The sequence below is a fragment of the Cupriavidus sp. CER-90 genome, assembly GCF_057652055.1.
The window spans coordinates 1,522,148-1,537,201 of sequence record NZ_JBYGYM010000001.1; the positions used below are offsets into that span (position 1 = coordinate 1,522,148).

Here is a 15,054-nt window from a genome sequence, read left to right on the forward strand (position 1 = left end):
CCGGATCGAGGGTCGAAGTCAGAAGGCGAATGCTGCGGGCAAGGCGCAGGCAAGCCAGGGGCGGGCGCAAGGCCCTAAGAAATATCTGATTTCCGCCGCACCACTTCGACAACGGCGATGGCCAGAGTGCCTGAAAGGCATCAAACGGCCGAGCCTGTAGCGACGGAAGGGCCGTAGTTTACAGCATGGCGCGTTGACGGCTCAAATGCAGCGTTCGCGGCACGTCATCGATCGGGGCCCGGCGGGGCAGCATCGCGCGGGCATGCCGAAGATCCATCGCGGATTTTCGAAATCCTTCCATGTCGGATCAGCCGCCGCCCCGGTAGCCTTGGCGTCGAAGGCCCCTTCGGCCTTTGGCATCGCGGTCTGACCCCTCGATCGCGTATCCCGTTCCCACCCCCAGGCCGGTCCGTCGCGGCTCGGGGGTTTTTTTCGAGGGGCCGCTTCTTTTAAGGAATCGGCTATCCCTTGAGCCCATGCTCGATCGCGTAGTCGAACAACTCCGCATCGTTCTTCAAGCCAATCTTGCGCATGGCACTGTGTTTCTGCGTGCTGACGGTGTTGATGCTGCGGTTCAGGTGGCGCGCAATGTCCGAAGTGGTCATGCCGCCGACGTAGAGCCGCAGCACCTCGATCTCGCGCGGACTGAGCCGGCCGATGGCAAGGGCTTCCGGGCTTGCCGTGCCGAGCTTGGCCAGTGCCTGCCTGACCGATGGACTCAAATGCTCGCGACCCTGGAACGCGGCAATGACGGCATTGGACAGCTCCTGCATGCCGTCGCGCTTGTTCAGCAACGACAGCGCCCCGGCCTTGCGCATGCAGCCAAGCAGGGCGGGATTCTCCAGCATGGTCAGCACCACGATCCGCACCTTCGGAAATCGCGTGCGGATGGAATGCAGCAGTGCAAGTCCGTCCGGCGCATTTTCACAGGGCATCGAGAAATCGGTTATCAGCACATCGCATTCGATGCGTGCCAGCTTTTCCAGCAGCATTTGCGGATTGGCCGCTTCGGCCACCACACGGAAGCCAAGCCGTTTGCCCAGCATTTCGCGCAGGCCGAACACAATGAACGGATGATCGTCAGCCAGCATGACGCGAATGGTGGTCATAGTGCGATTCCCCGGAATGTCCCGGTGTGATTTGGCCTGGCGACAACGCGCCATCCGCCAATTGCATGGAGTGGCCGGCTACTGCAAGCGCCGATATATCGCCGAAAGTATTCGATCGCTCAGATCGCGACTTTCAGATCTCGGCGTGCGAGGCCACTGCCCAGACAGCGCAAATAAGAGCGTAGATTTTCCGGCATCCCGTGCAGGATGGAAAAACTTCCATTTCCATTTGCCGCTGAATCGGATCGCCCGACCCGTGCGCCATATCCAGAAATGGCTGACTGCGAAAAGGCAATCTGACGAGTCTGCTGAATAGACCGATATCCGCCTATGGAACTAACTCGAATTTGGCGTAGTGCAGTGGCATTGGGCCGAATTTCGTTGAATTGCTATTCACGTTTTGCGGCTTGTCCTTTGTGCAAGGTCCGCACGACTGCATTGTTTTCCGCGCAATACCGAACTTTAGGAAATCTGCGATTACGCAGTGAGGGCGTCTTCCATACGATCCGAAGCGAGGAATCGCAAAAAGGCGTTCTGGCGAATACGCCAGAAGGTCACGGACGCGGCAACCACCACACCAGTGCGCCCGCGGTCCCGAATCCCGGAAACGAGACATCGCAGGGCTTGCCTGCCGGGCGTCGCCATGGCGATGCCGACCGCAATACCTGCGCTCTCATCCGTCGCCGCGCCATGCGGACCGGATGCCGTGCAATCAAATTTTAGGATCAGTCCATGAACAAGAATCGGTATCGTCGCGTATTCAGCAAGCGTCTCGGCATGCTGGTGGCCGTTGCGGAGAACGTGAAGAGCCAGGGCAAGCGCCCGGGCGAGGGGGGCGGCGACGCGAATGGTGCCCAGTTCGGCGTGGTATCCGCGATGACCTCCATCGCGCTGGCCATGCTGATTCTGGAGTCCGGCCCGGCCTTCGCACAGGCCCTGCCGACCAATGGCAACGTGGTGGCCGGCCAGGCCACGATTTCCCAGCCGAACGGCAACACCATGCACATCGATCAGGGTAGCCAGCGCACCGTGATCGACTGGAACACCTTCAACATCGGCAAGGGCAACACCGTCCAGTTCAACCAGCCCAACGCGCAGGCGCAGGCGCTGAACCGTGTGACGGGCGGCGTGCCGTCCAACATCCAGGGCTCGCTGCTGGCCAACGGCCAGGTGCTGATCCAGAACGCCAACGGCGTGCTGTTCGGCCGGGGCGCCGTGGTCAATGTGGGCTCGCTGCTGGCCACCACCAAATCGATCGATGCCAACGCCTTCATGGCGGGCAACCCGCTGGCGCTGAGCGCAACGGGCAAGCAGGCCGGTGTCATCAACGAGGGCGACATCAACGCCGCCGGCTTTGTCACGCTGGTCGGCGACCAGGTTCGCAATAGTGGTTCGATCAATGCTGGCGCTGGCGGCCAAGTCGTGCTGGCGGCTGGCGACAGCGCCACGTTCGCGCTGAACAACGGCCAGGGCATTTCGGTAACGCTGACCAACGCCACGGCCAATGCGCTGGTGGAAAACAGCGGCAACATCCGCGCCCAGGATGGCACGGTGCTGCTGACCGCGCGCGGCAAGGACACGCTGCTCAAGACGGTGGTGAACCTGAGCGGCGTGGTGCGCGCCGGCACCGTGGTGGCGGACGCCGGCAAGACTGGCGATGTGACGATGACCGGCGCCATCGATGCGTCCGGCACGGCGGCGGGCGGCAAGGGCGGCACGGTGGTGCTGTCGGGCGACCGCGTGGGGCTGTTCGGCAATGCATCGATCGATGTGAAGGGCGACGCAGCGGGCGGCAAGGTGGTGCTGGGCGGCGACAGCCTCGGCAAGCTGGCTGGCACGGACGCGGCGAAGCTGCTGCAGGACGGCGTGGCGTTTGCCAACTTCACGCAGGTGGACAGCGGCGCGCACATCGATGCGGGCGCGCTCAATGGCGATGGCGGCTTCGTGGAGACGTCCGGCCACAACCTCAACGTGCAGGGCACGGTGACTGCCGCGGCCCCGAACGGCAAGTCCGGCCACTGGCTCATCGATCCCACGGATATCACGATCGGCACGGGCGCCGACACTGGCTATAACGGCAACCTGTCCGGCGGCTTCGATGCCGGTACCAACAACACGGCCACGGTCCGCAACACCTCGATCAACAACGCGCTCAACAACGGTACGGACGTCACCATTACCACCGTCAGTTCGGGTACGGCTTCCGGACACATCACGCAGAACGCTGGTGCGGATATCAGCAAGACGGCTGGCGGCGCAGCCAACCTGACCCTGGTCGCCAACCGCACCATCACGCTTAACGGCAATATCACCTCGACGTCGAATCAGTTGAATCTGAATCTGACGGCAGGGATGGGGACCGACAGCGGATGGGTTCGGCAGAACGGCGGTACCACCATCGATCTGAATGGTGGCGATATCCGGGTGTCGGGTAACACGACAGGTGGAAACGCCGCCGTATATTTTGGTGGCAATCTGTCGGTGGGCAGCGGTGAAATCACCGGAAACGCAACGTCTTTCCGAGGTGTCGTTTTCTGGACGTCGTCGAATGTGACAAAGACCGGGGCGGGCACCCTGAATATTACCGGCACGTCAAACAATGACGATGCGGTGTTGATCGGAACCGCGGGCCAAGGGAATGCGGCCAAGTTCTCCGCGCTCGGCGGGACGGTAAATATCCGCGGAACATCCAGAAACGGCTACGGCATCGATCATACGGTGGCGATGACCATTGACGGCGCCGACGTCTCGTTTGAAGGTCGCTCCACCAATCGCGCAGGCATTTCATCCGGCTACGACCGCGAGACCAGCACGGCCTCCCGGGACGGTCAGGCATTTCAAGTCACCAACGGCGGTTCACTGAGTCTGAACGGCAGTTCCGTCAATGGCCCCGGCGTCTACGCTTACGCGACGGATTTCAATGTGTCGGGCGGGGCGAGGCTGAATATCCAGGGTGCGACGCAGGGCCAAGGTCTTGGTGTCCACCTGGAGCGGTCCGCTGACGACGTCGATACGGGATTTCTCCGAAGCACGGGCAATGCATCGATCAATATCGACGGAAGAAGTGTCAACGGTAGCGGCGTCTTTGTTGGACGGGCAGATTTGTCCGGCAACAACGTCGGGTTGAACATTACCGGAACCAGCGATCTTGGTAGTGGTGTTGTGGTGCGAAACGTCAACGCCACAGGGAATACTGCGCTGAACGTCAACGCGACGAGCGCGGGTGTCACGAGCGCAGACGTCGCCAATATCAACGCCGCGGGAAATGCTGCAATTAATATTAGCGGTACGAGCATCCGTGCGTTGGGAACACTCGTAAACAACATTAACGGTACTGAAAACGCAAGGGTGAACATCAGCGGCACGAGCACGAATGGTCGTGGCGTGGAAATGCAGGGCACCAACGTCTTCTCGGACAACAGCAGTTTGAATGTCGCCGGAACGTCGACGTGTTCTTCCGGCATTTTTTTAGTTGGGGACGTGGTTGTTTCCGGCAATGGCGCAGTGGCCTTCAGCGGTAACTCCACCAATTCCTACGGCGTGCAACTGCAGGGATCCCCCTATCTGACTGGTAATAGCACACTAAATGTAACGGGGACCTCGACCAATGGTCCGGGGATTTTTTCATCTGGCTATTTTTGGGCGTCTGATCGCGCGGCAGTCACCATGGTCGGAACTTCCCAGACTAACAGAGCCGTAGACCTTTCCGGAAGTAAGAATTTCAGCGGTAACGCAACGCTGAGTGCCACAGGATCCTCGGTAGGCGACGCCGGGGTGTTCGTCGGAGGGAGCTTGAGTATTTCAGGGCAGGCTGGGGCAGCTCTGGTCGGATCCTCGGCAAACGGCACGGGGGTTTATACAGACGGCACTTTTCAGGCATCAGGCAACGGCGCAATGGATATCGCCGGAACATCGGTGAATGGCCGCGGCGTCATTATGCCGGCATCGGGCGCTTTGAGTGGAAACGCGGCGTTGAATATCACCGGTACTTCGACGCGCGAGATCGGCGTATTTCTCGCCGGTGCGCTGAATATGAGCGATGGAGCCACATCAACGGTCTCCGGGAACTCCACCAATGGAGTGGGAACACTAGTAAGTGACAATGGCAGGCAAGACTTGTCGGGAAATGCCGCGCTAAACCTGCGGGGTGCGTCGACGAATAGCACTGGCGTTTTCGCACCTGGCAGCATGAATATCTCCGGAAACGCGGGGGTGGATATCAATGGAAGATCCGAAAACGCTAGAGGCGTCGACCTGGCGGGAACCAAAAATCTGAGCGGGAATTCGGCGTTGAATGTCACGGGTGCGTCGACGAATGGTGACGGCGTATTTTCGTCGGCCACGCTGAATGCCAACGATGACGCTGGACTGGCCGTCTCCGGAAATTCCACTAATGGAAGAGGTATCCACTCCCAGGGGGCTAACAACCTGTCGGGCAACGCTGGGCTGAGCTTGACGGGTGCGTCGACAAATGCCACCGGTGCTTTCTTGTCTGGCGTGACGAACATTTCCGGAAATGCCGGAATGGATATCGCCGGGACCGCTGTGAATGCCAGGGGCGCCGATGTGGCAGGAACGCAAAATCTGGGTGGAAATGCGGCATTGAATGTTTCAGGTAATTCGACGCACTACGCCGGCATTTACAACACTGGTTCGCTGAATATGAGCGATGGAGCCAGATCGAATTTTTCCGGAAGCTCCAACGGTTCAGTCGGAGTCCAGCTTGCTGGGCAGCAAAATTTGTCCGGAAACGCGGCGCTGAGCCTCGTTGGCAACGCTGGGAGTGGCAGAGCCGTTGACCAGACTGGAACGACAAGTCTCACCGATAACGCACGCTTGAATGCCACGGGCACAGCGGTAGACGGCGTCGGGGTATTCGTCACGAACCTGAATATTTCGGGACAAGCTGGTGCAAATCTCGGCGGCGTAGCAACCGGCAATGGCTCGGGCGTAGTTTCCATAGGCACGGTCAACGTATCAGGAAACGGTTCGCTCGGCGTCACCGGCACCGCGAACAATGGCACAGGTGTATTTTTCAACGGTTTTAACAATGGAACGCTCAGTACAACCGGGAATGGCTCGACCAACATAACGGGATCGTCCACCAACGGCAGGGGCGTACTGGTGACTGCCAATGTCAGCTCGGATGGCAATGGTGCAACAAATATTGTCGGTAATTCCATAAATGGTACAGCAGTAGACCTTCGTGGAGACAAGAATTTCGCCGGCAACGCGAGTTTGAATGTCACAGGATCATCGATAAACGAGCGAGGGGTATATTCCAACGGGAGCTTGAATGCTTCCGGTAATGCTGCTGTGACCTTCTCGGGCAACTCCACCAACGCCGGCGGCGTGAGTCTGCAGGGGTCCAATAATCTAACTGGCAATAGCACACTCAATGCAACGGGAAGCTCGACCAATGGGGCGGGGATCTTTGTAGGCGAAGTCCTTAATGCGTCCGATGGCGCAAGAGTGAATCTGGTCGGAAATTCCACGAATAACAGAGCTGTGGACATTGCTGGAACCACAGATCTCACCGGTAACGCGAGCTTGAATGCCACAGGAACCTCGGTGGACGGCATTGGGGTGTTCGTCTCGGGAACCTTGAATATTTCAGGGCAGGGCGGTGCGAATCTGGACGGGCAGGCGACTGGTAACGGTACTGGCGTGTGGCTTAGACCCGTTGCGGAAGTATCCGGCAATGGATCCCTTAATGTCACAGGTAATGCAAATAGCGGCACCGGTGTGGCGATGAGCCCAACGGGCAATTCTAGCATCAACACGACTGGGAACGGATCGACGAATATTTCAGGAACCTCCGTAGATGGGTCTGGTGTGCATATTCAAGGCAACATCAGCACCGACGGCTGTGGTTCGACGAACATTTCAGGAAATTCGACGAACGGTACGGGTGTTATCAACGGCATCGGGGTATGGGGTGATGCTGGTAACGGTACGATAAATACTAATGGAAATGGCAGCACAAATATCACGGGGAATTCGACGAATGGCGACGGCGTTGATAACTCGAACGGTTTCATCGGGACTGGCGGGAATGGCTCGACCAATATTTTGGGCAGCACTACGAATGGTACGGGTGTAGACAACAGCAACGGCACCATCAATACGACTGACAACGGTACGACCAATGTGACCGGCACCTCCGTGAACGGCGTTGGTGTCAAGAACGGCAACGGTGCGGTCAACACCGACGGCAACGGCTCGACCAATGTCACGGGCGGCTCGACAAATGGTTCGGGCGTAGACAATGGCGGCGGCATCAACACCGACGGCAACGGTTCGACCAATGTCACGGGCGGCTCGACCAACGGCACCGGCGTCAATAACGGCAACGGCACGATCGACACCCAGGGTAATGGCTCGACCAATATCTCGGGCAATTCGACCAATGGCGCGGGCGTCGGTAACGGCAACGGCTCGATCAACACCGGCGGTAACGGTTCGACCAATGTCACCGGCAACTCGACAAATGGTTCGGGCGTAGACAATGGCGGCGGCATCAACACCGACGGCAATGGCTCGACCAACGTTACGGGCGGCTCGACCAACGGCACGGGCGTCAATAACGGCAATGGCACCATCGACACCCAGGGTAATGGCTCGACCAATATCTCGGGCAATTCGACCAATGGCGCGGGCGTCGGTAACGGCAACGGCTCGATCAACACGGGCGGTAACGGTTCGACCAACGTCACCGGCAACTCGACCAACGGCTCGGGCGTAGACAACGGTGGCGGCATCAACACCGACGGCAATGGCTCGACCAACGTTACGGGCGGCTCGACCAATGGCACGGGCGTCGGTAATGGCAACGGCACGATCAACACGGGCGGTAATGGCTCGACCAATATCTCGGGCAATACCACCAACGGTACCGGCGTCGATAACGGTAACGGGTCGATTCACACCGATGGCAATGGCTCGACCAACATCTCCGGTAACACCACGGACGGTACTGGCGTAGATAACGGTAATGGGACGATCGATACGACCGACAACGGCACGACCAACGTGTCGGGCAACTCGACGAACGGTACTGGCGTCCATAACGGCAACGGCTCGATCAACACCGGCGGCAATGGCTCGACCAATGTCACCGGCAACTCGACCAATGGTTCGGGCGTAGACAACGGTGGCGGCATCAACACCGACGGCAATGGCTCGACCAATGTCACGGGCGGCTCGACCAATGGCACTGGGGTCAATAACGGTAATGGCACGATTGACACCCAGGGCAATGGTTCGACCAATGTCTCGGGTAACTCGACCGGCGGCCCGGGCGTAGATAACGGCAATGGCACCATCAACACCGGTGGCAACGGCTCGACCAATATCTCGGGTAATTCGACCGGCGGTACGGGGGTCAGCAACGGCAACGGCTCGATCAACACGGGCGGCAATGGCTCGACCAACGTCACCGGTAACTCGACCAATGGCTCGGGTGTCGACAATGGCGGCGGCATCAATACCGACGGCAACGGCTCAACCAATGTCACAGGCAACTCGACCAATGGCACCGGCGTCGATAACGGCAATGGCTCCATCAATACGGCCGGCAATGGCTCGACCAATGTCTCGGGTAACTCGACCAACGGCACTGGCGTAGACAACGGCAATGGTTCGATCAATACCGACGGCAACGGATCGGCCAATATCTCGGGTAACACGACGGACGGAACTGGCGTCAACAACGGCAACGGCACCATCAACACGGGTGGAAACGGCTCAACGAATATCTCGGGCAATACCACCAATGGCACCGGCGTTGATAACGGCAATGGGACGATTGACACACAAGGCAATGGTTCCACCAATGTCTCGGGGAATTCGACCAACGGCACGGGTGTCAACAACGGCAACGGTTCGATCAATACCGGCGGCAACGGCTCGACCAACGTTTCCGGCAATACGACGGACGGAACCGGCGTAGATAACGGTAACGGTACGATCAACACGGGCGGCAATGGCTCGGCCAATATCTCGGGCAATACCACCAATGGCACCGGTGTCGATAACGGCAACGGCTCGATCAACACGGACGGCAACGGGTCGACCAACGTCTCGGGCAACTCGACCAACGGCACCGGCGTCAATAACGGCAACGGTACGATCAACACGGGCGGCAACGGCTCGGCCAACATCTCCGGCAATACGACGGACGGTACTGGCGTCGATAACGGCAACGGCACCATCAATACGGGTGGCAATGGCTCGACGAATATCTCGGGCAACACCACCAATGGCACCGGCGTAGACAACGGTAATGGTTCGATCACTACCGACGGCAATGGCTCGACCAACGTCTCGGGCAACTCGACCAACGGCACCGGCGTCAATAACGGCAACGGCACCATCAATACCGGTGGTAATGGTTCGACCAACGTCACGGGCGATTCCGGTAACGGCACGGGTGTCGATAACGGCAATGGCACCATCAACACCGGTGGCAATGGCTCGACCAATATCTCGGGTAACTCGACCGGCGGCCCAGGCGTAGACAACGGCAACGGTACGATCAATACCGGTGGCAACGGGTCGACCAATGTCTCGGGCAATTCGACCGACGGCACCGGCGTTGATAACGGCAACGGTTCGATCAACACGGACGGTAACGGCTCGACCAACGTCTCGGGTAACTCGACCGACGGTACTGGCGTTGATAACGGCAACGGTTCGATCAACACGGACGGTAACGGCTCGACCAACGTTTCCGGCAACTCGACCAACGGCACGGGTGTCAACAACGGTAACGGTTCCATCAACACGGGCGGCAACGGCTCCACCAACGTCTCAGGCAATACGACGGACGGTACTGGCGTCGATAACGGCAACGGCACCATCAATACGGGCGGTAATGGCTCGACGAATATCTCGGGCAATACCACCAACGGTACCGGCGTCGATAACGGCAACGGCTCGATCAACACGGACGGCAACGGGTCTACCAACGTCTCGGGTAACTCGACGAACGGCACCGGCGTCAACAACGGCAACGGCACCATCAACACCGGTGGCAACGGCTCGGCCAACATCTCCGGCAATACGACGGACGGCACCGGCGTTGATAACGGCAACGGCACCATCAATACCGGTGGCAACGGCTCGACGAATATCTCGGGCAACACCACCAACGGTACCGGCGTTGACAATGGCAACGGCACCATCGACACCCAGGGCAATGGCTCGACCAATGTCTCGGGTAACTCGACCAATGGCACCGGCGTCAACAACGGTAACGGCACCATCAATACCGGTGGTAATGGTTCGACTAACGTCACGGGCGACTCCGGCAACGGCACGGGCGTAGACAACGGCAATGGCACCATCAACACCGGCGGTAACGGCTCGACCAATATCTCGGGTAACTCGACCGGCGGCCCAGGCGTAGACAACGGCAACGGTACGATCAATACCGGTGGCAATGGCTCGACCAATGTCTCGGGCAATTCGACGGACGGTACTGGCGTTGATAACGGCAACGGTTCGATCAACACGGACGGTAACGGCTCGACCAACGTCTCGGGTAACTCGACGAACGGTACTGGCGTCGATAACGGCAACGGCACGATCGACACCCAGGGTAATGGCTCGACCAACGTCTCGGGCAACTCGACGAACGGTACTGGCGTCAACAACGGTAACGGCTCGATCAACACGGGCGGCAACGGCTCGGCCAACATCTCCGGCAATACGACGGACGGTACGGGGGTCGATAACGGCAACGGCACCATCAATACTGGCGGTAATGGCTCGACGAATATCTCGGGCAACACCACCAATGGCACCGGCGTTTGACAATGGCAACGGCACCATCGACACCCAGGGCAATGGCTCGACCAATGTCTCGGGTAACTCGACCAATGGCACCGGCGTCAACAACGGTAACGGCACCATCAACACCGGTGGTAATGGTTCGACCAACGTCACGGGCGACTCCGGCAACGGCACGGGTGTCGATAACGGCAATGGCACCATCAACACCGGTGGCAATGGCTCGACCAATATCTCGGGTAACTCGACCGGCGGCCCAGGCGTAGACAACGGCAACGGTACGATCAATACCGGTGGTAACGGGTCGACCAATGTCTCGGGTAACTCGACCGACGGCACCGGCGTTGATAACGGCAACGGCTCGATCAATACGGACGGTAACGGCTCGACCAACGTCTCGGGCAACTCGACCAACGGCACTGGCGTCAACAACGGTAACGGTTCGATCAACACGGGCGGCAACGGCTCCACCAACGTCTCAGGCAATACGACGGACGGTACTGGCGTCGATAACGGCAACGGCACCATCAATACGGGTGGCAATGGCTCGACGAATATCTCGGGCAACACCACCAATGGCACCGGCGTTGACAATGGCAACGGCACGATCGACACCCAGGGTAACGGCTCGACGAACGTCTCGGGTAACTCGACGAACGGTACTGGCGTCAACAACGGTAACGGCTCGATCAACACCGGCGGCAACGGCTCGACCAACGTCTCGGGCAATACGACGGACGGTACGGGCGTCGATAACGGCAACGGCACCATCAATACGGGCGGCAATGGCTCGACCAATATCTCGGGCAACACCACGAATGGCACCGGCGTAGACAACGGTAATGGTTCGATCACTACCGACGGCAATGGCTCGACCAACGTCTCGGGCAACTCGACCAACGGCACCGGCGTCAATAACGGTAACGGCACCATCAACACCGGTGGTAATGGCTCGACGAATATCTCGGGCAATACGACTGACGGTACCGGGGTAGACAACGGTAATGGTTCGATTACCACTGACGGCAATGGCTCGACCAATGTCTCGGGTAACACCACCGATGGAACGGGCGTTGACAATGGCAACGGCACCATCGACACCCAGGGCAATGGCTCGACCAATGTCTCGGGCAACTCGACCAATGGCACCGGCGTCAACAACGGCAACGGCACCATCAACACCGGTGGCAACGGCTCGACGAATATCTCGGGTGGTTCCGGTAACAGCACCGGGGTGGATAACGGAAACGGCACCATCAACACCGGCGGAAATGGCTCGACAAACATTTCCGGGAATTCGACCAACGGAACGGGTGTCGACAACGGAAACGGATCGATTACCACCGACGGTAACGGTTCCACCAACATCTCCGGCAATACGACGGATGGCACCGGCGTCGATAACGGCAACGGCACCATCAACACCGGCGGTAATGGCTCGACGAACATCTCGGGCAACACCACCAACGGTACCGGCGTAGACAACGGTAATGGCTCGATCAATACCGACGGCAACGGCTCGACCAATGTCTCCGGTAACTCGACCAATGGCACCGGCGTCGACAACGGAAACGGATCGATTACCACCGACGGTAACGGTTCCACCAACATCTCCGGCAACACGACGGACGGCACCGGCGTCGATAACGGCAACGGGACCATCAACACCGGCGGCAACGGCTCGACGAACATTTCGGGCAACACCACCAACGGTACCGGCGTAGATAACGGTAATGACTCGATCACTACCGACGGCAACGGCTCGACCAACGTCTCTGGTAACTCGACCAACGGCACGGGCGTCAACAACGGTAACGGGACCATCAACACCGGCGGCAATGGCTCGACGAATATCTCGGGCAACACGACGGACGGCACCGGCGTAGACAACGGTAACGGCTCGATCACTACCGACGGCAACGGTTCGACCAACGTCTCTGGTAACTCGACCAATGGCACCGGTGTCAACAACGGCAACGGCACCATCAACACCGGTGGTAATGGCTCGACGAATATCTCGGGCAACACCACCGATGGCACCGGCGTCGATAACGGCAACGGCACCATCAACACCGGTGGCAACGGCTCGACGAACATCTCGGGCAACACCACCAACGGTACCGGCGTCGATAACGGCAATGGCTCGATCAATACCGACGGCAACGGCTCGACCAACGTCTCTGGTAACTCGACCAACGGCACCGGTGTCAACAACGGCAACGGCACCATCAACACCGGCGGTAATGGCTCGACGAACATCTCGGGCAATACCACCGACGGCACCGGCGTCGATAACGGCAATGGCACCATCAACACCGGCGGCAACGGCTCGACGAACATTTCGGGCAACACCACCAACGGTACCGGCGTAGACAACGGTAATGGATCGATCAATACCGAGGGCAATGGCTCGACCAATGTCTCGGGTAACTCGACCAATGGCACTGGTGTCGATAACGGGAACGGATCGATCACCACGGATGGCAACGGCTCGACGAACATCTCGGGCAATACCACCGACGGCACCGGCGTCGATAACGGCAACGGCACCATCAACACCGGTGGCAACGGCTCGACGAACATCTCGGGCAACACCACCAACGGTACCGGCGTAGACAACGGTAATGGATCGATCAATACCGAGGGCAATGGCTCGACCAATGTCTCGGGTAACTCGACCAATGGCACTGGTGTCGATAACGGAAACGGATCGATCACCACCGATGGCAACGGCTCGACGAATATCTCGGGCAATACCACCGACGGTACCGGCGTCGATAACGGCAACGGCACCATCAACACCGGCGGTAATGGCTCGACGAACATCTCGGGCAACACCACCAACGGTACCGGCGTCGATAACGGCAATGGCTCGATCAATACCGACGGCAACGGCTCGACCAATGTCTCCGGTAACTCGACCAATGGCACCGGCGTCGATAACGGGAACGGATCGATCACCACGGATGGCAATGGCTCGACGAATATCTCGGGCAATACCACCGATGGCACCGGCGTCAACAACGGCAACGGCACCATCAACACCGGCGGTAACGGCTCGACGAATATCTCGGGCAACACCACCAACGGTACCGGTGTAGACAACGGTAATGGCTCGATCAATACCGAGGGCAATGGCTCGACCAATGTCTCGGGCAACTCGACCAACGGCACCGGTGTCGATAACGGGAACGGATCGATCACGACCGATGGCAATGGCTCGACGAATATCTCGGGCAATACCGGCAACGGTACGGGCGTCGATAACACCAACGGTACGATCAATACCGGCGGCAACGGTTCGACGAATATCACCGGCAATACCGGCAACGGTACCGGCGTCGATAACACCAACGGCACGATCGATACCACTGGCAACGGATCGACGAACGTCACGGGCAATTCGACCAACGGCACCGGCGTCGACAACACCAACGGCACGATCAATACCGGGCCGAACGGATCGGTGTCCAACATTTCCGGTAACGGTTCCAGCAACGGCAGTTCCAATGGTTCGAACGGATCGAATGGCTCCAACGGGTCCAATGGGTCGAATGGCTCGAACGGTAGTTCGGGTGGCGACTCGGGCGGTGGTGGCGGCGGCGGAGCTGGTGCGGCCGTGGCCGGCGCTGCTGGGGCTATCGGCCTGGGCGCGGGGGTCGCGTACTTCTGGAGCGACCTGTTCGGCGCCAACTGGCACCTGGCCTCGCCGCAAGCGATGACCGTCGAGCTGGGTGAAGAGGCTTGGGCCGGCGCCACGCTGGAGGCGGTTGAGGTGGATGCCAGTACCAATGTCGCGAAGGTCAAGATTGCGACCAGCTCCGGCCCGCTGGAGCGTAGCCTGGACTTCCGCGATGGGGCCGACGGCGTCAAGCACTACGTGTCCGAAGACCCGCAAACGAAGATGAAGGCGGATCTGTCGGTCAATGCGCAGACGCGTGAGTTCTTCTATACGGAAAGCGGTGTCAAGGACGGCAAGCCGTACGTGGTGAAGTCTCACGGCTGGTTGAAGGCGTCGACCGAGTCGGCCGCGTCGCCGGCCACGCCCGCGGCTGCCGGCATCGGCGGCTAATCGGACATAGCCGGTGCCCCCGGGGCACCGGCTGAGTCCGCCCTCGCCGATTCTTCAGTTCGCGCCAGACGCTCGAATTCG

General features: G+C 59.4%; 3 protein-coding genes. 2 read left to right on the forward strand and 1 reads right to left on the reverse strand.

Annotated elements, in window-relative coordinates; genetic code table 11:
* Nucleotides 1-461 precede the first annotated feature (461 nt).
* Nucleotides 462-1,109 carry a response regulator gene (locus tag AC24R4_RS06875; RefSeq protein ID WP_487522558.1) on the reverse strand — a complete coding sequence of 216 codons (648 nt, stop codon included), beginning with the start codon at nt 1,107-1,109 and terminating at the stop codon, nt 462-464.
* Between the two features lie 732 nt (nt 1,110-1,841).
* Here AC24R4_RS06875 and AC24R4_RS06880 point away from each other — a divergent pair.
* Together AC24R4_RS06880 and AC24R4_RS06885 are read left to right on the forward strand one after the other, a co-directional pair.
* Nucleotides 1,842-10,925 carry an ESPR-type extended signal peptide-containing protein gene (locus tag AC24R4_RS06880; RefSeq protein WP_487522559.1) on the forward strand — a complete coding sequence of 3,028 codons (9,084 nt, stop codon included), beginning with the start codon at nt 1,842-1,844 and terminating at the stop codon, nt 10,923-10,925.
* Entirely contained in the window at nt 10,909-14,973 is a 4,065-nt protein-coding gene (locus tag AC24R4_RS06885; protein ID WP_487522560.1) for a beta strand repeat-containing protein, read from the forward strand. Before AC24R4_RS06880 ends, AC24R4_RS06885 begins: the two co-directional genes overlap by 17 nt.
* The last annotated feature ends 81 nt before the right edge of the window (nt 14,974-15,054 follow it).